Origin of the sequence: Brevibacillus sp. FSL K6-6036, assembly GCF_037964015.1 — a bacterium.
Classification (GTDB): Bacteria; Bacillota; Bacilli; order Brevibacillales; family Brevibacillaceae; genus Brevibacillus; species Brevibacillus borstelensis.
Genome location: NZ_CP150173.1, coordinates 3,128,064 through 3,152,094, shown reverse-complemented (window position 1 = coordinate 3,152,094; position 24,031 = coordinate 3,128,064). Strand labels below are relative to the sequence as shown.

Annotated in this window: 26 protein-coding genes and 1 other RNA gene; 20 read left to right on the top strand and 7 right to left on the bottom strand. The window is 53.4% G+C overall.

The genetic code is table 11. The features are described 5' to 3' along the window. Positions 1-18: 18 nt before the first annotated feature. The 3 genes from NST37_RS15845 to NST37_RS15835 all read left to right on the top strand — a co-directional run bounded on the left by NST37_RS15845 (position 19) and on the right by NST37_RS15835 (position 3,287). Positions 19-585: a glycerol-3-phosphate responsive antiterminator gene (locus NST37_RS15845; RefSeq protein ID WP_003386166.1), complete on the top strand. Its 567-nt coding sequence runs from the start codon at positions 19-21 to the stop codon at positions 583-585. A 128-nt stretch (positions 586-713) separates the two neighbouring features. Next, positions 714-2,429, top strand: a complete 1,716-nt coding sequence (locus NST37_RS15840; RefSeq protein WP_339185557.1) for a glycerol-3-phosphate dehydrogenase/oxidase — start codon at positions 714-716, stop codon at positions 2,427-2,429. Positions 2,430-2,471: 42 nt separating this feature from the next. Next, positions 2,472-3,287 carry a VOC family protein gene (locus NST37_RS15835; protein WP_003386164.1) on the top strand — a complete coding sequence of 272 codons (816 nt, stop codon included), beginning with the start codon at positions 2,472-2,474 and terminating at the stop codon, positions 3,285-3,287. A 69-nt stretch (positions 3,288-3,356) separates the two neighbouring features. Here the strand turns inward: NST37_RS15835 and NST37_RS15830 are convergent, their stop codons facing one another. Further along, entirely contained in the window at positions 3,357-3,839 is a 483-nt protein-coding gene (locus NST37_RS15830; RefSeq protein WP_003386163.1) for a cytochrome c biogenesis protein CcdC, read from the bottom strand. A 105-nt stretch (positions 3,840-3,944) separates the two neighbouring features. Beyond that, the gene (locus NST37_RS15825; protein WP_003386162.1) at positions 3,945-5,147 is read right to left on the bottom strand and encodes an MFS transporter; all 1,203 of its coding nucleotides are present in this window, start codon (positions 5,145-5,147) and stop codon (positions 3,945-3,947) included. Positions 5,148-5,304: 157 nt separating this feature from the next. Here NST37_RS15825 and NST37_RS15820 point away from each other — a divergent pair, with 157 nt between their 5' ends. Continuing rightward, positions 5,305-5,988 carry a type II CAAX endopeptidase family protein gene (locus NST37_RS15820; RefSeq protein ID WP_339185556.1) on the top strand — a complete coding sequence of 228 codons (684 nt, stop codon included), beginning with the start codon at positions 5,305-5,307 and terminating at the stop codon, positions 5,986-5,988. 22 nt (positions 5,989-6,010) lie between these two features. After that, positions 6,011-6,571 (top strand): RNA 2'-phosphotransferase, encoded by a 561-nt coding sequence (locus NST37_RS15815; RefSeq protein ID WP_024982924.1) that lies wholly within the window; start codon positions 6,011-6,013, stop codon positions 6,569-6,571. On the opposite strand, the gene NST37_RS15810 is transcribed toward NST37_RS15815, so the two are convergent. Beyond that, a complete protein-coding gene (locus NST37_RS15810) occupies positions 6,535-7,080 on the bottom strand; it encodes a DUF309 domain-containing protein (protein ID WP_003386159.1) in 546 nt (181 codons plus the stop codon). The genes NST37_RS15815 and NST37_RS15810 overlap by 37 nt on opposite strands. Positions 7,081-7,168: 88 nt before the next feature. On the opposite strand from NST37_RS15810, the gene NST37_RS15805 reads away from it, so the two are divergent. Continuing rightward, positions 7,169-7,408: a hypothetical protein gene (locus NST37_RS15805; RefSeq protein ID WP_003386158.1), complete on the top strand. Its 240-nt coding sequence runs from the start codon at positions 7,169-7,171 to the stop codon at positions 7,406-7,408. Positions 7,409-7,460: 52 nt separating this feature from the next. On the opposite strand, the gene NST37_RS15800 is transcribed toward NST37_RS15805, so the two are convergent. Beyond that, positions 7,461-7,631, bottom strand: coding sequence for a YjzC family protein (locus NST37_RS15800; RefSeq protein WP_003386157.1), 171 nt, complete (start codon positions 7,629-7,631; stop codon positions 7,461-7,463). Positions 7,632-7,774: 143 nt separating this feature from the next. On the opposite strand from NST37_RS15800, the gene NST37_RS15795 reads away from it, so the two are divergent. The 5 genes from NST37_RS15795 (at position 7,775) to ssrS (ending at position 12,469) form a co-directional block, all read left to right on the top strand. Next, positions 7,775-8,719: a GntR family transcriptional regulator gene (locus NST37_RS15795; protein WP_024982922.1), complete on the top strand. Its 945-nt coding sequence runs from the start codon at positions 7,775-7,777 to the stop codon at positions 8,717-8,719. A 23-nt stretch (positions 8,720-8,742) separates the two neighbouring features. Continuing rightward, the gene (locus NST37_RS15790) at positions 8,743-9,678 is read left to right on the top strand and encodes an EamA family transporter (protein WP_039070107.1); all 936 of its coding nucleotides are present in this window, start codon (positions 8,743-8,745) and stop codon (positions 9,676-9,678) included. Positions 9,679-10,217: 539 nt separating this feature from the next. Beyond that, entirely contained in the window at positions 10,218-11,156 is a 939-nt protein-coding gene (locus tag NST37_RS15785; protein ID WP_339185555.1) for a CoA transferase, read from the top strand. A gap of 256 nt (positions 11,157-11,412) precedes the next feature. Then, on the top strand, positions 11,413-12,183 hold the full coding sequence (locus NST37_RS15780; RefSeq protein WP_311068362.1) for an enoyl-CoA hydratase-related protein: 771 nt from the start codon (positions 11,413-11,415) through the stop codon (positions 12,181-12,183). 92 nt (positions 12,184-12,275) lie between these two features. After that, positions 12,276-12,469: non-coding RNA, 6S RNA (ssrS, locus tag NST37_RS15775), on the top strand. A 109-nt stretch (positions 12,470-12,578) separates the two neighbouring features. On the opposite strand, the gene NST37_RS15770 is transcribed toward ssrS, so the two are convergent. From NST37_RS15770 to NST37_RS15760, 3 genes are read right to left on the bottom strand one after another with little or no spacing between them, the layout of a single operon-like run. Continuing rightward, entirely contained in the window at positions 12,579-13,052 is a 474-nt protein-coding gene (locus NST37_RS15770) for a hypothetical protein (protein ID WP_339185554.1), read from the bottom strand. 31 nt (positions 13,053-13,083) lie between these two features. Further along, complete coding sequence (locus NST37_RS15765; RefSeq protein ID WP_003386149.1) at positions 13,084-13,428, bottom strand: DUF2512 family protein; 345 nt, start codon at positions 13,426-13,428, stop codon at positions 13,084-13,086. A 35-nt stretch (positions 13,429-13,463) separates the two neighbouring features. Continuing rightward, entirely contained in the window at positions 13,464-15,203 is a 1,740-nt protein-coding gene (locus NST37_RS15760; RefSeq protein WP_279041955.1) for an NFACT RNA binding domain-containing protein, read from the bottom strand. A 214-nt stretch (positions 15,204-15,417) separates the two neighbouring features. Between NST37_RS15760 and NST37_RS15755 the strand changes: the two genes are divergently transcribed. The 9 genes from NST37_RS15755 to rsmB all read left to right on the top strand — a co-directional run bounded on the left by NST37_RS15755 (position 15,418) and on the right by rsmB (position 23,995). Beyond that, positions 15,418-16,305 carry a YicC/YloC family endoribonuclease gene (locus NST37_RS15755; protein ID WP_003386148.1) on the top strand — a complete coding sequence of 296 codons (888 nt, stop codon included), beginning with the start codon at positions 15,418-15,420 and terminating at the stop codon, positions 16,303-16,305. A 25-nt stretch (positions 16,306-16,330) separates the two neighbouring features. Beyond that, positions 16,331-16,591 carry a DUF370 domain-containing protein gene (locus NST37_RS15750; RefSeq protein WP_003386147.1) on the top strand — a complete coding sequence of 87 codons (261 nt, stop codon included), beginning with the start codon at positions 16,331-16,333 and terminating at the stop codon, positions 16,589-16,591. 20 nt (positions 16,592-16,611) lie between these two features. Beyond that, positions 16,612-17,226, top strand: coding sequence for a guanylate kinase (gene gmk, locus NST37_RS15745; RefSeq protein WP_003386146.1), 615 nt, complete (start codon positions 16,612-16,614; stop codon positions 17,224-17,226). 3 nt (positions 17,227-17,229) lie between these two features. After that, complete coding sequence (gene rpoZ, locus NST37_RS15740) at positions 17,230-17,436, top strand: DNA-directed RNA polymerase subunit omega (RefSeq protein ID WP_003386145.1); 207 nt, start codon at positions 17,230-17,232, stop codon at positions 17,434-17,436. 94 nt (positions 17,437-17,530) lie between these two features. After that, positions 17,531-18,766 carry a bifunctional phosphopantothenoylcysteine decarboxylase/phosphopantothenate--cysteine ligase CoaBC gene (gene coaBC / locus NST37_RS15735; protein WP_003386144.1) on the top strand — a complete coding sequence of 412 codons (1,236 nt, stop codon included), beginning with the start codon at positions 17,531-17,533 and terminating at the stop codon, positions 18,764-18,766. Further along, a complete protein-coding gene (gene priA / locus NST37_RS15730; RefSeq protein ID WP_031932953.1) occupies positions 18,763-21,195 on the top strand; it encodes a primosomal protein N' in 2,433 nt (810 codons plus the stop codon). The genes coaBC and priA overlap by 4 nt, the downstream gene beginning before the upstream one ends. 16 nt (positions 21,196-21,211) lie before the next feature. Continuing rightward, positions 21,212-21,688, top strand: a complete 477-nt coding sequence (def, locus tag NST37_RS15725) for a peptide deformylase (protein ID WP_003386140.1) — start codon at positions 21,212-21,214, stop codon at positions 21,686-21,688. Positions 21,689-21,718: 30 nt separating this feature from the next. Beyond that, a complete protein-coding gene (gene fmt, locus NST37_RS15720; protein WP_172921162.1) occupies positions 21,719-22,645 on the top strand; it encodes a methionyl-tRNA formyltransferase in 927 nt (308 codons plus the stop codon). A 3-nt stretch (positions 22,646-22,648) separates the two neighbouring features. Then, a complete protein-coding gene (gene rsmB, locus NST37_RS15715; protein WP_031932952.1) occupies positions 22,649-23,995 on the top strand; it encodes a 16S rRNA (cytosine(967)-C(5))-methyltransferase RsmB in 1,347 nt (448 codons plus the stop codon). The last annotated feature ends 36 nt before the right edge of the window (positions 23,996-24,031 follow it).

Sequence of the window (24,031 nt, the reverse complement as noted above, 5' to 3'; positions counted from 1 at the left end):
ACCATATGGAGGTAGCGGATGTATCCTATTGTAGATCTGGTCGAGTATGAAACCATTGCTGCCGTCCAATCCGAAGCCGATTTGGATGACGCACTCAGAAGCAATGTCAATATCATCTTTCTGTTGACCGGCTCCATTTTTAACATTCAGGAGCTTGTCGACAGAAGCAAAGCAGCAGGCAAACAGGTGTTTCTGCATATGGAATTTATCGAGGGGATCGCACCGGACAAGAGCGGGGTTGCCTATGTGGCAAGAAACATCGCCCCTACCGGTATTATTTCCACGCGAAGCAACCTGATCCGAGTTGCCAAGGAAATGGATCTGATGGCGATTCAGCGGATATTTTTAATTGACCGAAATGCGGTAGTCAAAGGAATCAGGGTAGTTGAGCAGAGCGCCCCCGATGCTGTCGAGATCATGCCGGGTGTGATGCCCAGAGTCATCCGGGAAATGACCGAGCTCACTCCGCTGCCGATCATCGCGGGCGGCCTGATCGGAACCAGGCAGGAAATCGACGAGGCACTGGCGGCTGGCGCCCTGGCCGTGTCGGTCGGAACAAAAGAATTTTGGTTTTCACCTGAATAGGAAAAAGGGAAGAGATGAGGAGATACCCCTTTGGAAAGACGGCATGTCTGCATGGCAGGCCGATCTTTTCATGGGGGTTTTTTCGTTGATCAAAAACATCCGGCACGAAGCCGGAGAGGAGGCAACCAGTGGGTAACCGATTTTCAGCACGGACCAGACAGGAACTTCTGCAGCAAATGTCCACAGATACGCTTGACCTGCTCGTCATCGGTGGAGGCATTACCGGTGCCGGCATTGCGCTTGATGCGAGCAAACGCGGACTGAAGGTAGGCTTGTTGGAAATGAACGACTTTGGTTCTGGCACGAGCAGCCGGTCGACCAAGCTGATTCACGGAGGTCTGCGGTATTTAAAGCAAGGGGAAGTGCGGCTGGTTCAGGAGGTGGGACGAGAGCGGGCCATTCTGTACAAAAATGCCCCTCATCTGGTGATCCCTGCACCGATGCTTTTGCCGATCTACAAGGGAGGGACCTACGGCTACCTGGCTTCGTCTGTCGGCTTGTACGTGTACGACTGGCTCGCCGGAGTGGCGCGGAAGGAACGGCGCAAGATGCTGGGGAGAAAGGAAACACTCTCGCGGGAGCCGCTGCTCAAAACGGAAGGGTTAAAAGGCGCGGGCCTGTATTTTGAGTATCGGACGGATGACGCCCGCCTGACGCTTGACATCATGAAAACAGCTGTCGGATTGGGCGCAACGGCCGTTAACTACGCGAAGGCTGAACAATTTTTGTACGACAACGGCATGTTGAAGGGGGCGCTCATCACAGACCGGTTAACAGGCAAGAGCTACCCGATCCATGCCAAATATGTCGTCAATGCGACGGGGCCATGGGTGGATGGCGTACGGCAAGTGGACGGCTCCCTGCAAGGCAAACGGCTCTATTTGACAAAAGGTGTTCACCTGGTCGTATCGGCGGACAGATTGCCGGTCAAGCAGGCCGCCTATTTTGATACGCCGGATGGACGGATGGTTTTTGTCATTCCCAGAGGAAGGATCACGTACATCGGCACAACGGATACGGCCTACGAGCATTCCATTGACCATCCGCGCACGACAGAAGAGGACCGGGATTATTTGCTCCGTGCCGTAAACAGCATGTTCCCGTCCGTCAGGCTGGAGCCGGCAGATGTCCACTCCAATTGGGCCGGGCTTCGTCCGCTCATTTACGAGGAAGGAAAGGGACCGTCGGAATTATCCCGCAAGGATGAAATTTTTCACTCGCCTACCGGATTGATCACCATCGCTGGCGGCAAGCTGACGGGCTTTCGCAAGATGGCGGAAAAAGTGGTCGACACGATCGCCCACAAGCTGAAGGAGAATGAAGGCAAGGAGTACCCGGCTTGCTCCACCGACCGCATTGTCATCAGCGGAGGGGAACACCATGGATATGAAAAGTACGGGGATTGGAAAAAAGAGATGCTTCGACAGGGAATCGAGCTGGGAGTAGAAACGGAGATAGCGCAGGAGTGGATCGATACTTTCGGTAGCAACACATTGAGCATTTACAAGCGGATTTCCGAGGGCTCACCCACCCGGGAACAATTGCTGGCGGCACAGATCAAGTATGCAATCGAGGAAGAAATGACCGTCCAGGCCGTTGATTTCCTCCGACTGCGTACGGGATGGACCTATTTTCAACTGCACAAGGCCGAGGAGCTAAGAGAGCTTGTCGTCCGGCTGATGGCACAGGAGCTGGGCTGGAGCGCTGCAGAGGCAGCTCGCCAGAATGCCGAAGCGCAAAACTACCTGCATTCGCTGAAAAATCTCCCGCGAAATGAGCAGGACCTATCCGATCATGTTGGGGAATCAATTGACTTTTCCCAAAAATCAGGTACTATTTTTTGAAACGATCATTATGAGGACGTTCAAGAAAAGAGGGCGGATAGGATGAAACTTTCGTTTGATCACCTCGTTCACTTTCTTTACAGACCACCCCTGGAGGCTTCTGATCGGCTGAAAAAGGCGGGCTTTCATACTGTAGCGGGGGGACGGCATGAATCGTGGGGGACTTACAACAGCCTCAGCTATTTCGGCTTATCCTACGTGGAGTTTCTCGCCGTAGAATTTCCCGATATTGCCGCGAGTGCAGAGAATCCGCTCGTCCGGCAATTGGTTGCCGAGGCGACAGTCGGCGAAGGAATGGGGCAGCTTGCCTTTCGCACAGATGAGATCGAGCGGTGGGCAGAGCGCTTTGAACAGCGCGGATACCAGGTGACAGGGCCGTTGCCTGGCAGCAGAAAGCGGGAGGACGGCACGTTCATTCAGTGGAAAATGCTTTTTGCCGAGGGGGCCGAAAAGCAGCGCCGCATTCCCTTTCTGATCCAATGGGATGAGTCAGATGAAGCCAGAGTGAATGACTTGACCAGACGAGGGATGATCGCCCCGCATGAAAACGGCTCACAAGAAATCGCATACATTGCGCTTGCTACCGGCAATTTGGACGAAGCGGCCCGCGACTGGCAGGAGTGGCTCGGTCTTGTGGCAGGCGAAGAATTTGCGGACGAACGGCTGCAAGCCAAATGCCGGCGCATCCAATGCGACGGGGCCGATCTGCTGCTCTGTCAACCGATGGGAGCCGGTGTCACCAGGGATGCGTTGTCCACCAGAGGGGAACGTCCCTTTCTCATCCGTTTTGCAGGTCCCGGCTCCAGCGTGCACAGCGCAGGAATTTTCGGCGGCAACTACGAGTGGTCGTCCATTTGATGCGAAAAAGAGCAGTTCCCTGGTTTTCCGCAGGGGACTGCTCTTGTTTTTTTGGAAGCACGTGTTTTGTTACGATTCCCGGACAGGATTTTTGGTAAATTGGCGATACATGTAGAGCATCGCCAGTCGCCACGGAACGATCATGCCATACGCCAAGACGAAGAACAGGCCGGCTGTCTGCATGACTGAAAACGAGTCGTTGACCCACAGCTTGATCACGGTCCGGATAACGAGCAACGCCAAAAGAATCATAAAAAACGCTTTGGATCGTTTCAAATATACGTCCTGCCCGACAATTTCAAAACGGGACGTCATAATCAACGGAATGGAAAGAATCATCCCTGCACCAAATGCAATCACGTGGTAGATCAGCGGTGTTGCCGTTTCCGGAAAGTGAAACATGGCAAAACCGGTTGACATGAACAATGGCGGCAGGATTATCCGGCGTGCGGAGACCGGCTTTTTCTGTCCGCGGAGTCGCAGAAAGATAACCGCGGTAGCCATGAGTAACGGGATAAGCATCCCGAGAGCGGTCGTTGACAGGATGTGCATGGAAATGCTCCTCCTTACTCCATGATGGTACTAGTTTACACCATTTTTTAAAAAAGAGGAAAGCGCTCTTTTCCATTTCTGCAAGCAATCGCAGTCAGACGGGTGTCAGGCGACTGCAGGCTCATCCGTCTCGCGGACGTCGAGTTTGTGCTTCTTGCTATACACCATCGTCAGCGCGGCCATCAGCAGCGTAACGGAGCCGATCCCGAGCATGTAACCGGAGACGCCGAACAGATCGAGGCAAATCCCGGTCGTTCCCAAAGCGACGAGAAAGAACCCGCGGTCAAGCATCCCTTTGAAGGAGAAGAACCGGCCTTGCTGGTGCTCTGGCAGCCGGCGCTGAAAAATCGTCGTGGTCACGGGGAAAAAGAAAGCGACGGTAAAGCCAAAGACGCCAAATGAAGCCAAGACCATGAACCGGCTGTCTGCAAACGACATGCCGTACTGCGAAAGGGCAAAAAAGAACAGCAAAACAGTGGATGCGGCGATCAGGTTGCGTCCGCCAATCCAACGCTTGGCAAGGAGTCCGCCCGCCAAAATGCTCATGCCCTCTACCGTATAAATCCAGCCCATCAGCTCGGGACTTTGCTGGATTTCGCTGAAATTGAGCACGAGCAGGTTAAAGCCGCCGAGAAACAGCGTAATCAGGCCTGTGTTGAGCAAGGCAACCATCAGCGCAGGGTCTTTCTTCGTCACGGTCAGCACCTCGCGGAATTCCACCTTTTCCTGTCGCTTGCGGGAATCGACTGCGGGGATACGCAAAAATCTGGTGACAAAGGCCAGAGCCAGATAAGCCGCGAGCGAAAACAGGTAGAGCTGGGATAAATCCATGTTCGCGACGAGTATGCCGCCTACGGCTGTTCCGCCAATCCGTGACAATGTCGAGAGGTTGAGGTAGACGCTGTTTGCCTTCAACAAGTCAGCCGGACTGAGGATGGCTGGCAGGGAAGACTGCACGGTCGGAAAATAAAAAGCGGCAGAGACCTGCATGATGACCAGAGAGACGACCATCCATGAAAGGGAGCCGTAGTAGATCGCAGGGAGCATGCATATCGGACTGAGACAACGCACGAGGCTCGCATAAAGCATGATCTTTCCTTTGTCGTAACGGTCGATCATGACGCCGGCTTTTGGTGACAAGAGAATGCTGACGATCAGTCCGCTCATCAGAATCAATCCCTTGACCGTGTCGGAAGGGATCATGTGCTGCATGAACTGGAGGTTGGCGATAATGGAAATCCACATACCGGCACCAGCGATCACTTCTCCGGTCATTAGGAGGAGAAAGGTACGATTTCGCCACAACATCTAAGCCACTCCTTCTGCCTATTCAAAATTTTTTTATTAATTGGATTCACACAGTATAGCATTTGCCCAAAATTTTGTATATTGATTCCCGGCTGTCGTATGCGCGACGGAAAATGGGGAACCCTATATTTGTCAAAAGGGAAAAGGGTGTTCCTCTGTGAAACGAAAGCGAGCTTTGCTCTTATTGGTGGCTTACGGTTTTTCAGCTACCTTGGCGATATTTTACGGATTGGTGGAAAAACGCAGCCTGTTTGCCACCTTTCTCTTGTTTCACTTGCTCGTTTGTCTGTTGGTGCCGCTGTTTCACGGCATGTGGGAAGAAAAGCTGTCCGCACAGTGGAAGCGGGCATGGGTGCCCTTTGATCAAAAAGGAATGCTATACGGTCTGGGCCTAGGAGCGATGCTCATGACGGGAGTGATGGCGGGGACCTGGCTCTTGATCAGCGGGGGAATAGTGAACGCCAGTCACGTCAAATACACGCTAAATGATTGGGGAGTGACACCTGACTGGCTTCTCCCGTTTTCCCTGTATTTGGTCGTTGTCAATTCCTTGTTGGAGGAGCTGCTCTGGCGCGGCTTTGTTCTGGAGCGTCTGCTGGATGCGCTGGCCCGGCCTGTCGCTGTGCTGATAAGCGGTTTTTTTTACTGCTTGTATCATCTCGTCGTCGGAGTCATTTTGTTTGGATTGTTATGGGGAGTGCTGATCACGGGACTTGTGTTTGGAACGGGCCTTTTGTGGGGCTGGCTGAGAGGATTGTTACCGACCGTTTACGCGACCTGGCTGAGCCACCTCATGGCCGATTTGGGGATCATTCTCGCACTGCACATCTGGGTTTACTGAATTGACCATAGGAGGGTGCCGAATGCTCAAGGATTATGAAGAACAACGGCTGCGGAAAAGGCTGCTCTCGGCTCTCAGACAAAACGGAGAACAGCCTTTGCTTTATTTTGATACATATGGATATACGCCTGTGAATGCCTTGCTGGCCTACATCCGCACGTTAAAAGGCTGCAGCGGTGTCACCCTGAACGACATCCGGCAAGTGGTCGATCACGATCCGGAGCACCGGATCGACTGGGATGGCGGAGCGTTGATCCGCGCTACGTACGGGTTTTTGCCAGGTCCGAAAAAATGGGGCGAGGAGGTGGAGCCGCCGCCGCAGCTGTTTTATGGTACGCATCGAAAGCTGATCCCGCAAATAGCCGAGGGAGGACTCCTGCCAATTGCAAACGAACATGTGCAGTTGGCTGCAAGCCCGGCCGATATCGGTGAGGAGCAAGGTACACTGGTCTTGCTTGCAGTCAGTGCCCACGATGCATGGCAGCAAAAGATACGCTTTTATCAAGGCTCGGAACGTTATTTTTTTGCCGAGGCCATTCCTGCTGCTTACTTATCCGCATCGGTGCTGCCTGAGCGCCGCTGACTGCGCTCATCGAGCCGGCGAAGCCTTTCGGCGATTACATCCGACCGGTCCCGCTGTGTATGTTTATGTAACAAAAATGTATTGAACAGATCGCTTTCGCTGTCAAAATGAAGGCCTCGTTCTTCGCAACGCTTCCGGCAATCGGCCAGCAAGGCCGGGTCGGCAATAGGCAATCGGATGCTGTGATAGGGACTGTTTTGCTTCATCTCAGCAAGGAGTTGGCTGAGCGTTTGGATGGTTGCATCCGGGTCCAGGCCAAGCGACTGGACGTCGGTCCTCTCTCTATTGAGGATCTTGATCGCGCTGTCCATCATTTTGATGGCTCCGGCAAAATTCCCTCTGCGCTGGTGGTAGAGCGACACGGCTACTTGAATCAAGCCGACCCAAACCGCCCTTCTTTCTCCGGGAGGGCTTTCTTTCCAATATTCCTCCAGAATTTCGTGGCATTCAAAATAATCCCGTTCGGCATGGAACTGTATCAGGTATTCCAGATAGGGTTGGGGGTACATAACGATGACCTCACTCTTTTGTTTTCCGTTTTCACTATGTACTATTATAGAGGAGGATACATACAGAAAACGAGGTGCAGGAAAGAAAATGACCAAAGAAGAAATTCTTGCCATTCTGGAAGAGAAGCAATTGACAGATGTGATTGAACTGATACAAGATGCGGAAACGGGTGATCTGGAGGAGCTGGAGCTGGTTGAGAGTCTGGGGCTTCTCTGGGACGAGACGCTGAACCGGGAAGTGCTCCAGCTGCTTGAGAGCATGGGGGTTTCGATTATTTACGTGACCGATGATGACGAAGAAGGCGAGGAAGACGAAGGCGCTGATTGATACATGAAGAAGAACCAACCTTCCGGTGGGGGTTGGTTCTTCTCTTTATTCTTTACTTTTGAGTCCAAACCCGATTCTTGTTCCGGGTGGGAGGAAATTTGTCGCCTTTCCCCAGTTCGATGATCATCGGGTCCTGGACACTCGCTCCAGTCTCCCCGATTTCCATGTATACGGCGTTTTTCGGAGACTTGTCTCCCTCGTGAAAACGGCTGCGCTCGCCCATCTATATTCCCCTCTTTCCATGCGATGTAATCGTCACGCTTAGTATTTCATACGGCAGCGTGGTTCATCCTGATTGTTCATGTTGACGATACATTCAGAATTGATTTACGATTGAAATTAAATGATATACGGGGAGGTTGCCACGTGCTTCGCCTGTCTTTGCAAAAGGATTCCAATGTTTCGTATCACGAACAATTGTACCAGCAGATCGCAGCGGCCATACGCAGCGGTGAATTGCCGCCTCATGCACAGCTCCCCACGGTTAGAGAACTGGCGGCACAGCTCAAGGTAAACTACAACACGATTCGCAGCGTGTACTTGCGGCTTCAACAGGAGGGCCTGGTCGACTCCAGGCAAGGAAGAGGAACGATTGTCAGCAATGTTGTCAATGATCCCCTGCTGACCCGCAACCCCGCCCATCTAGCTTTGCTGGCCAAAGAGACGATTCACAAAGTAAAGGCTATGGGGTATTCGATGGAGGAATTCACGCGGGTGCTTTCCGTAGTGATGCATGAGATCAATCAGTTTCCCGTCCTCTTCATCCGTTTTACAGAGCTGGAGCTGGCCGAATATTTGCGTTTGGTCCAATATCACTTGCCCAGTGCGATGGTGGAAGGGCGAACACTGGATGACTTTTGGGATTGGCTGGAGAAAGAAGGAGGACTATTGTGCCAGTATAAAGCGATTGTCACGCATCCTTCGGTCAGCGCCAGAGTGAAGCAGGCGTTGCCGCGCGAATCACCGCCGATTGTCAGTCTCGATTTCATTCCGGACCCGACTACCGTGATTCCTGCCATGGAGGCGTACCCGCGGCAAACCAAGGTAGGTCTCATTTGCGCAACCCTCCGTGGAGCCGAAGGAATGATCGCCGATCTGCATAATGCCGGTATTACCCACTTGGATTTGCGAACGATAGAAGCCAATTCCCCGGACGTATTCGAGCTGATAGCCCATTGCGACGTCGTTTACATCTCCAAACCGGGCTACATGACCCGGCCGCATCTCCTGACGCTGCCCAAGGTGAAGGAATTTCAGGAAATTCCTGACCACCACGGGATCAATGAGCTAAGGAAAATCGTCACCCAGTAAAAGCCAACGGAGATGAAAATTTCATGAAACAAGCGAGCTGGATGCTGCTGGGAGCCGTTTTTTTATGGGGCCTGACGGTCGTCCCGGTAAAATGGGCCATGGAAACATTGCACCCTTTTTCCCTGATGTGCATGAGACTTCTTACAGCCGGATTCATTCTTTTTTTCTTTGCCAAACGAAACGCCAAAGCAAGGCGTCATGCTGGCGCCCAGCAAGAAGGACTTATCATTCCCTGGAAGCGAATGGCCATGCTTTCATTTACCGGTGTCGCTGGATACTTTCTCTGCAATTTTTCCGGGATGTCTCTTACCAGCGGGGTGCACGCCAGCATGATCGCTGCGATGCTGCCGCTCTTTACACTCTCGCTCGCGGCTCTTTATTTAAAAGAGCGCGTTACAATCTCCCAGTGGCTCGGCCTGCTGATCGGAATGGCAGGCGTACTCATGATCACACTGCAATCTCAAAGCAAAGCCAGCTTCTCGGTTTTGGGGGATTTGCTCGTTTTGGCTGGCGAATTTGTTTTCGCGATCTATGTGATTCAACAAAAACGGCCCGCAGGGGAAGAGAAGATGCCGAGCGAATGGTTTACCTGCCTGACGCTTTTGATCGGAGGAATCATGGTGATTCCGTTCGCCCTGGCGGAGGTCTGGATGTACGGGCCCCCTGTTTTTAACGGAAAGACCTTTGCCTGCTTTCTCTTCCTGACGCTCGGCTGCACGGTTTGTGCCTATAGTTTGTGGAATCAGGCATTGAAGACAGTGTCCGCAGCCCGGGCAGGCATCTACCTGAATGCAACACCATTGATCAATGTGGCGACGGCTATTCTGTTTCTTCACGAACCTTTGACCGCAATGACTGTGCTGGGAGGTTTTCTCGTTCTCATCGGTGTGGCCTGGGCGGAGCGAAATAAACAAAGGAATTCCCCGGCGGAACCGTTTCTCGAGTCAAAAAGCCTCTAGCTAGGGCGGATGCTCATTTTCCCATTGAATAGATACATGTACCGTGCCGAAGCACTCCCCTCGACATATTTTGTAACTGTACCAAGTGAAGAGGGGGTGAAGCGAGTGAGCTGCGGATGCAAAAAGTCTTACGGCCATTGCTATCACAAACAATGCTGCAAAAAGAAATACTACAAGAAAAAATGCTATTACAAACCCGTTTATAAGTACGACTGCCATAGCTATAAAAAAGGGTATGGTGGCGGCTACGGTCACGACTCCTCTTCCTCCAGCGGTGGTTACGACAGCCGCTATTAACAGAAATAACATGCTTCCCATTTAAGCGGGAGCATGTGCTGACCGCCAGCGGTCATACCTCCAAATGTGAAAGAATGCGATCCGTCTTTCACCAAAAGCGCCGACAGAAGCTGTGTGTACACAGGTCTTCTGTCGGGCGCTTTTTTTTGTTGTCAGACTGTTTTATTTTTTGGAAAAAAGAGGATTGAAGGCATTCAAAACGAAATGAACATGGAAAGGGTTGGAAAGGAGCGGTCAAAGCCATGTTGACAGGGATTACGGTAGTCGATTTTTCGCGCCATCTTCCCGGACCGTTTTGCACCATGAGACTGGCTGACCTGGGAGCAGAAGTGATCAAGGTGGAGACGCATCCGTCCGGAGACCCTGGACGGGCAATGGGACCGAGAATCGGGGAGGCAAGAGCAATATTTCTTTCTACCAACCGAAATAAACAAAGCGTGGCACTCAATCTTCGTACGGGGAAAGGCAAAGAGCTGGCGTATGAGTTGGCCAGGCAGGCCGATGTAGTTGTCGAAAGCTTTCGGCCCGGAGTAATGAAGCTCTTGGGCCTTGACTACGAAAGACTTTCCAAAAGCCATCCCTCCATCATTTACTGCTCCCTTACCGGGTATGGACAGAGCGGCCCGATGCATCAGCTAGGCGGGCATGATCTCAACTTCCAGGCCGCAAGCGGACTCCTTGCTGCGATCCGCGGCGAGGACGGAAAACCGGTGGCTGCAGAGGTCCCGATTGCCGATTATGCGGGCGGCATGTACGCATCCGAGCAAATCTGCGCGGCATTGATCAGGCGGTACCAAACAGGCCAGGGAGCGTATCTGGACATTTCGTTGGTTGACGCATTGTCCTCCTGGATGGGCATGCACGTCCTTTGCGCCCAACATGCACGGGAAGAAGAGATGGCCCGGTTTTTTAAAGGTCGCCTTGCCTACCAGATCTTTGAAACAGCGGAAGGAAAGTACGTCGTTCTCGCGGCCCTCGAGGAAAAGTTCTGGCTCAATTTCTGCAGGGCAGTCGGCCGCGAGGATTGGGAAGACCTGTACGGGGCGGGGCTCGACGAACACCCGCATGTGTACGAAGAAATGAAAAAGCTTTTTCTATCAAGGACACAGCCCGAGTGGGGGGAACTGGGAAGCGAGGTGGACTGCTGCCTGACTCCCGTAGAGGAGATGGATACTGGATAGCGCTTTTATAAAAAACAGACAACTGACGTTTACGCTTGAAGCAGGAGAATACGGGGAGAGACTGCAGGTTCGCACCCGAGCCAGTCTTTCTGACAGGGACGAGCCGGTCCGGGACCTATCGCCTCCGCCAGGTTATGGAGCGAATACCCGCCAGGTACTGACGCAGAAGCTGGGGCTGTCGCTTGAAGAGTTGGCCCAATTGGGAAGGGACGGAGTCATTTTCGTTTGAATACTAGCATAAACGGAGGTTTTGTGAATGAATGACCAACAGACACTTCCTCTCTATACCGAGCTTCATGAGGGGGTTCTGACTATTGTGCTGAATCGTCCGCGCGTATTGAACGCGATGACGATCGAGATGTTTTCTCTCCTGAAAGATGCGATTTCCTTTGCGGCTACCAAGGAAGAAGTAAGAGTGGTGATCTTTCGGGGAGCAGGCGGAAATTTTTGTTCCGGCGCCGATTTAAGCGTGCTCAGCATGCTGAGTGAATCGGATCAAGCCCATCAGGCGCTGACCATCATCAACGACTTTCTGCTGCAATTGCATCACATGCCCAAACCTGTGATTGCTGTTGTGGAAGGCGCGGCGGTAGGAGCAGGACTAAACCTTGCTCTCCATGCGGATTTTGTCCTGGCTGCAAAGGAGGCCGTGCTTCAGGAACCGTTTGTCCATATCGGATTGACTACCGACTTTGGCGGCACGTATTTGTTGCCAAGGCTGGTCGGTATGGCCCAGGCAAAACGACTGGCTTTGCTGGGAGAAAAAATCAGCGGAAGCGAAGCCGAGAAGATAGGGTTGATCTACAAGGCAGTCGATGCAGCGGCTCTTGAACAAGAAGCAAACCAGCTTGCGAAAGTCCTGCTGCGGATGCCGAGGCTGGCGTGGGAGACCACCAAAATGGGATTGACAGCATGTCTGGAGCTCAACATGGAGGAGGCTCTAGCCTGGGAAAAACAGCAGCAGCCCAAACTGATCGCCCATCCAGAGTTTCAGACGGTCATCCGCCAGCGGCTGAAAAAAGAGTAAAGCGCCAAGAGAGTTTTTCATCAAAGAACGGGCCTTTCAGGGGAAATTATCCATTGAGAACAGGGCTAACCTATGGTAAAGTAAATAACAACAAGATCCTGCGATGTTCGTTAGGCTGTATATGTTTCTAACCTTATACGTATTTTCTGGGAGACAGAACTTCACGCGGATGTCAGGCCCACCTCCCTGTATGGGACGCATGGGAAGGCAAAAACGTGGACGGGTCGCCCACCTGTGTGAGCACAGGTTACAGAAACATTAGGTCGGACGGCAGAGCGGGGGATTTTTTTGTCCAAGCCTGGAAAGCAATTTCCATTCCTATGTGGCAAAAATTGTACATAAAAAACCTGAGGCCTTGTCGCTTCAGGTTTTTTTGTTATTCGTGATGTGGGACGCTATTGGTTTTTGGAGGAATTGGAGCCTCCTGAAAAGCTGCTGCCGCCGCCTCCGTTATTCCCGCCGGCCATGTTATGGCCTGCGCCTTGATTTTGCTGATCGCCATTGTTCACGATGGTCAGCGTCTGCTCCAGGTCCTTGCTGTCCTTTGCATCCTGGATGATTTGGTACATTTGCAGGAAGTTTGCTTTCTGGCCCTCGGGAATGCCTTTGATCCGAACAGTCAGCTCTTGGGGACCATTCTGCTGCTGATTGCCGCTGTTTCCCCCTTGGTCTTGACCGCCGCTGCTGTCGCCGGTTTGGTCCTCCAAAAAGCTGAGGAACATGGAGTCGTCCTGATCTCCGCTACCCTGCTGCTGTGATTGCTGTCCTTGTCCCTGCCCCTGTCCGCCTTGCTGCTGTCCACCTTGCTCAGGCTCGAACAGGACGCTAAATTCATTCAAGTCCGTCTGGATGATCCCGATGACGTTCATCCCGATCCTCCTTAGCTGTCAAAGTCGTGTATCAACCCGGGTGTCTGGAATGGTGGACACCGCGGTGCTGCAAGTAATTATGGTAGAAATACTCCACGATGGAGATGGCAAAAGCGGTTAAAAATATTCCCGAAAGACGGTAGGGCACTGCAAATAGGGCACAGCTCAGCCAGAGAAGGGCAAAGGCGAGCCCAAAATCGGCCGTACTGGCGAATGTGTTGTTTGTACGCGGAAGGATAAACAGATCCCCGGCCACATAAGAGATAAGACTGATGACTACGCTGGTGACGAGCGCAAATGAGAGTGACGTTCCCGACCACATTAGCCCCGGAACGGCAATAATCCCGTTTGAGAGGAGCTTTATCAAGATGCTCAAGAACGAACACCTCCTTTCATGCTCTTAGTATGATCCTAGGTAGTCTTGCTATTCGTATCGCGGAAATTCGATTTCAACCGACGCACGCTGTTCTCGTCAGGTGTGACATAAAGAGTGCGCTGCTGCTCGTAGATGACGAATCCGGGCTTGGCTCCGCTAGGTTTTTTCACATGCTTCACCAGTGTGTAATCGACCGGAACCTGACTGCCGTTTTGGGCTTTGCTGTAATAGGCGGCGAGCAGCGCTGCTTCTTTCAGTGTTTGTTCCGAGAAATCTCGCCCGCGGATCACGACGTGGGACCCGGGGATATCCTTGGTATGAAGCCATGTATCACCCGAGGACGCCAGCTTGTTGGTCAAGTATTCATTTTGCTTGTTGTTTTTGCCTACCAGGATTTCCACACCCTCTGAGGACGTATACGTATCCAGCTCGGGGCGGTGGTCTTTTTTCTTTTTGGCCTGACGCTTTTGCCTGTTGCGGATGTAGCCCTGCTCGGCCAGCTCTTCTCTGATCTCTTCCGTATCCTGTACAGTCGCATGCTCCAACTGAACGAGCAGGCCGTCGAGATAAACAATTTCTTCTTCAGCCTGCGCGATCTGTTCCGCTACAATGCCAAGACTGTTTTTGGCCTTGTTGTATCGTTTATAGTACGCCTGCAAGTTTTCCGAAGGTGTTTTTAGGGGATCGAGCGGGATGCGGACGACACCGCCATCCTCGTCGTACCAATTGACTGTTTCCAGCACGGTATCTCCGCGTTTCAGCAGATGCATATTGGCCGTGATCAATTCGCCGTAAAGGCGGTATTGCTCCGCTTCCTGGGCATCCACCAGGGTTTGCTCCAGCTTCTCGATTTTTTTGACGTTTTTGTTCCGTTCATTGGTTACGAAGCGGATCAGATCGTGAACCTTTTGCTTGACCGTATCCCGCTGTGCCTTTCCTTCAAAATAACCCTGCAGGCATTGGCTGACGGTGGGAAAGGAAGTGATGGCAGCATCTTGAAGATGTGTCAGGGAAACGACGTGAAAGTATGTTTTGTCTTTGGCCACGGCCAAATGAGGGACGTAGTCGTGTCGGGCAATGTCTTGCATCACTTGCGAAAACGCTTGCCACAATGCTTCGCGGGTCGGCAGGCCGGAGCGGTGAACGATTTCTTTTGCGAGCAGGGGACTCATCCCCGTAAATGTATCGACCAATTGCTTGTCGAAACGGCCGCCGTTCCAGTTAAACAGCGAGATAAACTCCTGCTGGGATACAAGCAGGGGATTTTTTTTGTCCTGACCGGGCGGAGCGACATACGTTTTGCCTGGAAGCACCTGCCGATACTGGCTGATGGCAAGAGTCACATGCAGCGCACTGTCCAGGATTACACCGGTCGCCGGGTCGAGCAGGATGATGTTGCTGTGTTTTCCCATGATCTCCATTACGATCCGCCTGCGCGTCGTATCGCCCAGCTCGTCGCGGGTACGGATATCCATATGGACGATCCGTTCCATATCGACCTGCTCAATCGATTCGATCAATCCGCCTTCGCAATGCTTTCGAAGGAGCATGCAAAACATCGGGGCCTCCATCGGATTGGTAAAATCCTCGGTAGTCAGATGGAGGCGGGGGTAGGTCGGGTTGGCAGAGAGCAGCAGCTTGCCCGTTTCCCCCTGCATTCGCAATTGCATGACAATATCGCTGTAATGGGGCTGGTGGATTTTGGCAATCCGCGCGCCCTCCCATCGCTTTAGTTCTTGTACAACGGCACGAGTCACAACACCGTCAAAAGCCATTTTCTTCACCTCTAGCTCTTAAAAAATACAAAATACGCTGTGAACGGTTCATGACCTCTTCTCATAAATAAGGATGATTGTCGCCTAGCGTCAGACACAGTGTAACATATTACCCCCTTTGACGGTATTGGAAGCATGGGCGGCTTTGGTTGACACTGCAAAGAGTTGTCTCCTATAATGAATTAACGATTTTACGACAGTGGAAGTGATATCCATGGTCCGAAGCATGACTGGTTATGGCCGAAAGGAAACCATGTACGGGGCTTTCAGGTTGTCCGTGGAGATGCGGGCTGTCAATCATCGTTATGCGGAAATCATCGTTCGACTGCCGAAAGCCTACGGTGTACTGGAAGATCCGGTTCGCAAGCTGGTGGCCGAATACGTCCGCCGCGGGCGAGTAGAAGTGATGATTTCGATCGATGAGGCGGCATCCAGCGAGGCAGAGTTTCAAGTAAACTGGGACGCCGCAGAAAAGTACGTCAGGGCGTTGCGTGAAATGAACGATCGGTTTTCTCTCAGCGAACCGTTGGCAGCGAAAGACTTGCTGCAGCTGCCGATGGTGATTTCCGAGAAGGAGACAGTAGCGGTAGAGCCCCAGTCGTTCTGTGAGCCGCTTCTGGAAGTGACGAGAGAAGCCGCGAAAGACCTTCTTTCGATGAAGAAAAAAGAAGGACAAAAGCTGGCGGAAGATATCAGCAGTCGGCTTGCCGACATTGTCTCCTGGACCAGAGAAATCGCCCAGAGCGCTCCTGTCGTAGTGGAGGAGTACCGAGCCCGGTTGCAGCAGCGTATCAGTGAATGGATGCAAGGCGCACCGTTTGAGCTTGACATGCAGCGGCTGGCGCAGGAGGTTGCCTTTTTCGCAGATCGAAGCGATATCAGCGAAGAGATTACCCGTCTGGAAAGTCACTGCACACAGTTTTCAGAGCTGCTGAAACAGCCGGAAGCAGTTGGACGGAAGCTCGACTTTTTGCTGCAGGAGATGAATCGGGAAGCCAATACCATAGCTTCCAAGGCCAACAACCTTTCCATTCAACGGTTGGCCATCGAGATCAAGACAGAATTGGAAAAGATGAGAGAGCAGGTTCAAAACATCGAGTAGCGATGAAGGGGTGGACGGTGCCGTCATGGCCATTAAGCTTATTAATATCGGATTTGGCAATATCGTCAACGCCAACCGTATTATTTCCATTGTCAGTCCGGAGTCCGCGCCGATCAAGCGGATCATCCAGGAAGCGCGAGACCGCAACATGCTGGTGGATGCTACATACGGCAGAAGAACAAGGGCAGTGATCATCACCGACAGTGACCATGTCATCCTGTCCGCGGTTCAGCCGGAAACGGTCGCGCAGCGGCTGACGAACAAAGACGATGAATCGGACGAATAAAGCAGGAGTTGAATGCATTCATGAGCGATAGGGGTCTCCTTCTGGTTCTCTCTGGACCGTCAGGCGTAGGGAAAGGAACGGTTTGCAAAGCCCTTCGGGAGCGCATGCCGGACCTGGTCTACTCTGTTTCTGCCACGACGCGTTCGCCGCGTGCGGGTGAAGTAGAGGGAGTGAACTACTTTTTTACGAGCAAGGAAGAATTTCGCCGGATGATCGAGCAGGACCAGCTGCTCGAATGGGCAGAGTACGTAGGAAACTACTATGGAACGCCGCGCAGGTTCGTGGAAGAGACCTTGGACAGCGGGCGTGACGTGATCCTGGAAATTGAAGTGCAGGGAGCTTTGCAGGTTAAGCAAAAGTTCCCGCAGGGGACGTTTTTGTTCCTGGCTCCGCCGGATTTGGCCGAACTGGAAAATCGGATCGTGGGCAGGGGCACGGAGTCAGAGGAAACCATCCGTCACCGCATGGAAATGGCTCGCACGGAGATCGAACTGATGGATCAGTACGACTACGTAGTAGTAAATGATCAGATTGAATGTGCCTGCGAACGTATTCAATCGATCATTACAGCCGAACATTTAAAGAAAGAACGTCAAATCCACAAGTTTCGCAAATGGTTGAAGGAGGCTGAATGAATCATGTTGTACCCCTCGATTGACAAGCTGACCGCAAAGGCTGAAAGCAAATATACGCTGGTGACGATCGCTTCCAAGCGCGCCCGCCAAATCCGCGAGAACAGCGCTGTGCAGGTGGATAAGCCAAAGTCCAAGAAGTTTGTTGGCCAAGCGCTGGAAGAGCTGATCGAAGACAAGCTGATCCACGATACGATTGATTCTCGGAAATAAGCGGACCGTTAACCGCGTACCTCGTTACGAAACAACCTCGCGCAGGTTGTTTTTTTTCGGACTGGAGATACCCACCTAGAGAGGAGAGATATGGATGCTTCCTTTGACAGGCAAACAAATCGTATTGGGTGTTTCAGGGGGAATAGCCGCTTACAAAGCTGCGGCGCTAACCAGCAAGCTGACCCAGGCTGGGGCTTTGGTGCGTGTCATCATGACCCAGAACGCCGCAAAATTTGTACAGCCGCTCACCTTTCAAGCGCTGTCCCATGGGCCGGTGTATACAGATATATTTGAGGAGCCGGAACCAAGCGTGATCAGTCATATCGATCTGGCGGACAAGGCGGATTTGGTGCTGATCGCCCCGGCTACAGCCAATGTGATCGGAAAAATGGCCAACGGGATCGCCGACGACATGCTGACAACCACTGTGCTCGCCACGAAAGCGCCGGTCATGCTGGCACCTGCGATGAATGTAAATATGTATCATCATCCGGCAGTTGCACAAAACCTGCAAAAACTGACCGATTTCGGCTATCGCTTCATCGAACCGGGCGAAGGGCTGCTTGCCTGTGGTTGGGTCGGGAAGGGCAGGCTGGCCGAGCCGGAGGAGATCGTAGAAGCGGTTATTCGCTTTTTTGCTGAGCAAACACGGGAAAAGCAGGATTTGAAAGGGAAAAGGGTGCTCGTAACCGCCGGCCCGACGCGAGAAAAGATCGATCCGGTCCGTTACATCACCAATCATGCTTCGGGCAAAATGGGCTATGCGATCGCCGAAGCCGCTCAGGCACGGGGAGCAGATGTCGTTTTGGTCAGCGGTCCGACACATTTGCCTCCGCCCGCCAGAGTAAAGCTCGTACCGGTAGAATCGGTGCAGGAAATGTACGATGCGGTCATGGCTGAACTGCCGATCAGCGACATTGTCATCAAATCAGCCGCAGTCTCCGACTATCGGCCAAAAGTGGTGCACGAGCATAAAATGAAAAAAGGAGAGGGGCCACTCGTCCTGGAGCTGGACAAGGCACCCGATATCCTCAAAGAGGTAGGGCAGAGAAAGGAAAAGCAGTTTGTCGTCGGTTTTGCCGCAGAGACGCAGGATGTGCTGCAGCATGCAAAGGGGAAACTGGACAGAAAAAATTTGGATATGATTGTAGCAAACGATGTCTCGCTGGAAGGCGCCGGAATGGGCAGCGACACCAATATCGTCACCCTGTTGACAAGGGAGGGAGAGCAGGTGGCGCTGGACAAATTGAGCAAGCGGGAAGTAGCGGATAAATTGCTTGATGCGATCTTGCTCAAGCTGGACCATCAGCCTCTGCCCGAAAAGCTATGATCGCCCGTGTCATTGTAGATGTTCCCGTAAACCGGACGAACCGGCCGTTCGATTACCGCGTTCCTGAGTGGCTCGTGCCGCTGATGAAAACGGGCAGCAGAGTCATCGTTCCATTTGGCCCCCGCAAGCTGCAGGGATATGTCATCGGCTTGGAGGAAGCGGCCGAACAGGGAGCAGCTGACAAGCTGCGGGACGTCGAACAGGTTCTCGATGATCAGCCGCCGCTCTCAGACGAGCTGATCAGACTGGGGGAATGGATGTCGAAGCAGTACCTTTGTCCATGGGTAACTGCTTTGCAGGCGATGATTCCGGCGGTATTGAAGGGGAAGTCGGAGAAATGGCTGCTCGCCTCAGACCAGTTGGAGGAAGAGATGTGCGGCCGCTCTCCGCTGCTGTGGGAGCTGTTCAGACGAAAGCAGCTGCCGCTTGCCGAGGTGGAAAAGCACTTTCCCGAAGAAGCCATGCTCGTGCCGGGGTGGATTTCGAGCGGACTTCTCTCCACAGGCTATCAAGTAACCGATCGGGTGACCCGCAAACAGCAATCGTTTGTCCGCAGTTTGCTGACTCGCGAGGAGCTTGCGGCAGCGGCCGAGAGCCTGCCGGCCCGGGCGGAGCAGATGCGGCGGGTTCTTCAGCTGTTGATCGAGCAGGAAGGCCAGTCCTTCTCCGTAAAAATGCTGCAGGAAGAGCTCGGGATTACCCGCTCTCCATTGAAAAGCCTGGAGAGCCGAGGCTGGATCGCGATCGAACAACTGGAGGTATACAGAGACCCGTATGCGCACAGGCGTTTTGCGGCAGCCCAAAAGCCCGTCTTTACCGACCAACAGGAGCATGTCCTGCAAGCCGTGCAGCTGTCGATCAAAAAAAACGAGTACGGCGCCTTTCTTTTGCATGGAGTGACCGGAAGCGGCAAAACAGAAGTGTATCTCGAAGCGATCGAAGAGACGTTGGCCAGAGGGCGGGAAGCGATTTTTCTGGTGCCGGAAATCTCGCTGACTCCGCAAATGGTGGAGAAGTTCAAGGCCCGATTCGGCAATGAAGTAGCGGTTCTGCACAGCGCCCTGTCCCAGGGAGAGCGGTATGACGAGTGGCGCAAGATCATCCGCAAAGAGGTAAGCGTCGTCGTGGGGGCCCGCTCCGCTGTTTTTGCCCCGTTCCAAAACGTCGGGCTGATCGTCATCGACGAAGAGCATGAAAGCTCGTACAAGCAGGAGGAGACACCGCGCTATCATGCGAGGGAGGTCGCTATCTGGCGGGCCAAGGAAAACAACGCCGTTCTTCTCATGGGCAGCGCGACACCTGCCCTGGAGACCTATGCGCTGGCCGAACGGGGCCGCTATACGCTGCTTTCGATGCCTGACCGCGTCGGAAACCGCCCGCTTCCCCGCGTTCACGTCGTCGATATGAGAGAAGAGCTGCGTTCCGAAAACCGCTCGATGTTCAGCCGTCAGCTGCATGAGATGATCGGAGAGCGGCTTGCGCGTCAGGAGCAGATGGTGCTGTTTTTGAACCGCAGGGGTTTTTCCACATTCGTCATGTGCCGCTCCTGCGGCTATACGCTTCGTTGTGTCCACTGCGATATTTCGCTTACCTACCATCGGACCAATCACACGGCTCGCTGCCACTACTGCGGGTATACGATCAAGCAGCCGAGCCACTGCCCGGAGTGCCAGAGCGAGCATATCCGCTTTTTTGGAACGGGAACGCAAAAGGTCGAGGAGGAGCTGGCTCGCCTGTTTCCCGGGATCCGGGTGATCCGCATGGACGTGGATACCACCTCGCGAAAAGGGGCGCATGAAGAGCTGCTCCGCAAGTTTCGCACCGGTCAGGGAGATGTGCTGCTCGGTACGCAAATGATTGCCAAAGGGCTTGATTTTCCACGCGTCACACTGGTCGGCGTCATTGCCGCTGATACGTCGCTCTTTTTACCCGATTTTCGCGCCGCCGAGAAGACCTTTCAGCTGCTTACCCAGGTAGGCGGACGCGCCGGACGCCACGAATTGGAAGGGGATGTGGTGATTCAGACCTATACCCCGGAGCATTACAGCATCATGCACGCGACAAGGCATGACTACCCTTCTTTTTATCGGGAAGAGATGCTGCAGCGCAGGCGCACTGGCTATCCGCCGTATTTCCGGCTCGTGCTGATCACGTTTTCCCATGAGGAAGTACCGGTCGTCATCAAAGCAGCACATCTGGTCGCCGATTATCTACGTCCCCGGTTGGCGGAGACGACGATTTTGCTGGGCCCTGTCGCTTCGCCCATTGCACGCGTGAAAGATAGATTTCGGTTCCAAATCATGTTAAAATATCGTGATGAATCGCGGCTGCCGGACCTTTTGGCCCAGGCGACATCCGCATTTGAAGAATGGAACAAACAGCAGAAGGTACTGATGACGATTGACGTCGATCCGTACGTACTGCTTTAGGGAGGATAAACAACAAATGGCTATTCGCACAATTGTCAAACACCCAGATCCAATCCTGCGGGAAAAAGCAATCCAGGTAAGAAATTTTAACGCCAACCTGCACAAGCTGCTCGATGATATGGCGGAAACGATGTACGATGCTGACGGAGTAGGCCTGGCGGCGCCGCAGGTAGGCATTTCCAAACGCGTCATCGTCATGGACTGCGGCGACGGTCTGATCGAAGTGGTCAATCCGGAAATTATTGACCACAAAGGAGAGCAGTTTGACTATCCGGAAGGCTGCCTCAGCATCCCGGGACTGCGCGGGGATGTCCGCCGCCACAAATGGATCAAGCTGCGCGGACAAGACCGCAACGGCAATGTCTTTGAAATGGAAGCGGACGACCTTCTGTCCCGTTGTGCCCAGCACGAGATTGACCATCTGAACGGCGTTCTGTTTATTGACGTGGCAGACCGGGTTTATACGGTAAATCCCGACGAGGAAGGGGAATAAATCGAATTGAAAGACGTGCGCATACTCTTTATGGGAACGCCCGACTTTGCCGTTCCCTGCCTGGAGGCACTGATCGCAGACGGGTATACGGTTGTTGCGGCCGTCACCCAGCCTGATCGGCCTGTCGGACGCAAACAAGTGATGACGCCGCCTCCGGTGAAGGAGGCGGCTTTGCGGCATGGCATTCCCGTGCTGCAGCCGGAGAAGATCAAAGCGCCGGAAGCGCTGGAGGAAGTGCTTTCGCTTCGCCCTGATCTGATCGTCACGGCTGCATACGGGCAAATCCTGCCCAAGCAATTGCTCGAAGCACCGGGATTTGGCTGCATAAATGTCCATGCGTCGCTGCTCCCGAAATACCGGGGCGGCGCTCCCATCCACAAGGCGATCATCGCCGGGGAAAAGGAATCGGGCGTAACGATCATGTACATGGTGGAAGCTTTGGACGCAGGCGACATGCTCTCCAAAGTCACCGTCCCCATCGAAGAGCGGGATACAGCAGGCACACTGTTTGACAAGCTGTCGGCAGAAGGCGCCAAGCTGCTGGTGAAAACACTTCCGGGACTTCTGGCCGGAGAAATCGTGCCTGAGCCGCAGGATCACGAGCAAGCGACGTTTGCTCCGACGATCAAGCGGTCCGAGGAGAAGGTCGACTGGACCAAAACAGCGGAGGAAGTGTACAACCAGGTCAGAGGATTAAACCCATGGCCAGTTGCTTTTACAACGTATCAAGGAAAAAACTGGAAAATATGGTGGGTAGAAAAGCATTCTGCGACCAGCCAAGGCGCCGAGCCGGGCACGATCATCGCCCTCGAGCAGGACGGCTTGGTAATCGCTTGCGGCAGCGGGGCGGTCAAGCTCACCGAATTGCAGCCGGAAGGGAAAAAACGGATGAGCGCTCTCGACTTTTTGCGGGGAGCGGGCGGCAGCTTGGAAATCGGCACAAAGGTAGGAGAATGACAAGTGGCAAAAAAAGGTGCGCGTGACATTGCCCTCGATGTCTTGAACCGGGTGGAAGAACATCAGTCTTACAGCAATTTGGAGCTTAAACACGTCCTGGACCGAGAGGAGTTGCGCGCTCCCGATGCCGGGCTGGTGACGGAGCTGGTGTATGGCACGATCCAGCGCCGACTGACGCTGGATACGGCGCTGGATCGTTTCATACGGGGCAAGAAGGTGCAGACATGGGTGAAGAATTTGCTTCGCCTCAGTCTATACCAGATTCGCTTTCTCGACCGGATTCCCGATCGGGCGGTCGTCCATGAAGCGGTAGAAATCGCCAAGCGGAGAGGACATCAGGGCATCGCCTCAATGGTAAACGGCGTTTTGCGCAACGCTCTTCGCAGTCCCGATCTGTGGGACAAGCTGGGCAGCGGTGATGACGCTGCACGGCTTTCGATTGAACAATCCCATCCGGAATGGCTTGTGCGCAGATGGGCGGGGCAATACGGAATAGAAGAGACGAGGCGGATTCTCGAAAGCAACAACCGCCCGCCGCGCACTTCCATTCGGGTCAATACACTGAAGTCCACGAGAGATGAGCTGCTGGGCAAGCTGAGGGAGCAGTTTTCAGCAGTCGAGCCTTCCGTCGTCAGTCCAGACGGCCTTGTCATGGAAGGCGGCCATGCAGCCGGGACAGAATGGTTCCGCCAGGGATTGTTCACTGTTCAGGACGAAAGCTCTATGCTTGTGGCCCCTGCGCTCGCTGCCGATCCGGGCATGCGGGTGCTTGACGCCTGTGCGGCGCCGGGAGGGAAAACGACCCATATCGCCGCGCTGATGCAGAACCGCGGAGAAATCATCGCAAGTGATGTGCATCCCCACAAGCGCGATCTGATTGCCCAAAATGCAAAGAGACTGGGGATCACCATTATCGAACCGATTGTTTCAGACGCCTTGCATCTAGGCGAGAAAAAACTGGGTACATTTGATCGAATCCTGCTGGATGCCCCTTGTACAGGCTTTGGCGTGATTCGGAGAAAGCCGGATCTCAAGTGGAACAAGACGCCGGATGACGTCAAAGCAATCGCGGAGCTTCAGTACAAGCTGCTGGAAAGCGTAGCTGCGCTGCTGGCTCCGGGAGGTTTGCTCGTATACAGCACGTGTACGATTGAACCGGAGGAAAATCAGCTAATCGTTCAGCGATTTGTGAAAAATCACCCGGCTTTTGAGCTTGATCGAACGCTTGCAGACGACCTGCCAGCGTCGGTTCGCGATAAAATCGACACTACTGAGGGCTTTGTTCAAGTATTGCCGCACCACTTTGAAAGTGACGGCTTTTTCATCGCCCGATTGAAACGAAAAGCGTAGCAAACAAGGGGGTGGCATGCCGTTTTCCGGATAAGC

Excerpts from the sequence above, each read along its gene's own strand:
- NST37_RS15845 (WP_003386166.1), top strand. The coding sequence starts at position 19 with ATGTATCCTATTGTAGATCTGGTCGAGTATGAAACCATTGCTGCCGTC.
- NST37_RS15835 (WP_003386164.1), top strand. The coding sequence starts at position 2,472 with ATGAAACTTTCGTTTGATCACCTCGTTCACTTTCTTTACAGACCACCC.
- NST37_RS15830 (WP_003386163.1), bottom strand. The coding sequence starts at position 3,839 with ATGCACATCCTGTCAACGACCGCTCTCGGGATGCTTATCCCGTTACTC.
- NST37_RS15825 (WP_003386162.1), bottom strand. The coding sequence starts at position 5,147 with ATGTTGTGGCGAAATCGTACCTTTCTCCTCCTAATGACCGGAGAAGTG.
- NST37_RS15815 (WP_024982924.1), top strand. The coding sequence starts at position 6,011 with ATGCTCAAGGATTATGAAGAACAACGGCTGCGGAAAAGGCTGCTCTCG.
- NST37_RS15810 (WP_003386159.1), bottom strand. The coding sequence starts at position 7,080 with ATGTACCCCCAACCCTATCTGGAATACCTGATACAGTTCCATGCCGAA.
- NST37_RS15805 (WP_003386158.1), top strand. The coding sequence starts at position 7,169 with ATGACCAAAGAAGAAATTCTTGCCATTCTGGAAGAGAAGCAATTGACA.
- NST37_RS15800 (WP_003386157.1), bottom strand. The coding sequence starts at position 7,631 with ATGGGCGAGCGCAGCCGTTTTCACGAGGGAGACAAGTCTCCGAAAAAC.
- NST37_RS15790 (WP_039070107.1), top strand. The coding sequence starts at position 8,743 with ATGAAACAAGCGAGCTGGATGCTGCTGGGAGCCGTTTTTTTATGGGGC.
- NST37_RS15785 (WP_339185555.1), top strand. The coding sequence starts at position 10,218 with ATGTTGACAGGGATTACGGTAGTCGATTTTTCGCGCCATCTTCCCGGA.
- NST37_RS15780 (WP_311068362.1), top strand. The coding sequence starts at position 11,413 with ATGAATGACCAACAGACACTTCCTCTCTATACCGAGCTTCATGAGGGG.
- NST37_RS15770 (WP_339185554.1), bottom strand. The coding sequence starts at position 13,052 with ATGAACGTCATCGGGATCATCCAGACGGACTTGAATGAATTTAGCGTC.
- NST37_RS15760 (WP_279041955.1), bottom strand. The coding sequence starts at position 15,203 with ATGGCTTTTGACGGTGTTGTGACTCGTGCCGTTGTACAAGAACTAAAG.
- NST37_RS15755 (WP_003386148.1), top strand. The coding sequence starts at position 15,418 with ATGGTCCGAAGCATGACTGGTTATGGCCGAAAGGAAACCATGTACGGG.
- NST37_RS15750 (WP_003386147.1), top strand. The coding sequence starts at position 16,331 with ATGGCCATTAAGCTTATTAATATCGGATTTGGCAATATCGTCAACGCC.
- gmk (WP_003386146.1), top strand. The coding sequence starts at position 16,612 with ATGAGCGATAGGGGTCTCCTTCTGGTTCTCTCTGGACCGTCAGGCGTA.
- rpoZ (WP_003386145.1), top strand. The coding sequence starts at position 17,230 with ATGTTGTACCCCTCGATTGACAAGCTGACCGCAAAGGCTGAAAGCAAA.
- coaBC (WP_003386144.1), top strand. The coding sequence starts at position 17,531 with ATGCTTCCTTTGACAGGCAAACAAATCGTATTGGGTGTTTCAGGGGGA.
- priA (WP_031932953.1), top strand. The coding sequence starts at position 18,763 with ATGATCGCCCGTGTCATTGTAGATGTTCCCGTAAACCGGACGAACCGG.
- def (WP_003386140.1), top strand. The coding sequence starts at position 21,212 with ATGGCTATTCGCACAATTGTCAAACACCCAGATCCAATCCTGCGGGAA.
- fmt (WP_172921162.1), top strand. The coding sequence starts at position 21,719 with ATGGGAACGCCCGACTTTGCCGTTCCCTGCCTGGAGGCACTGATCGCA.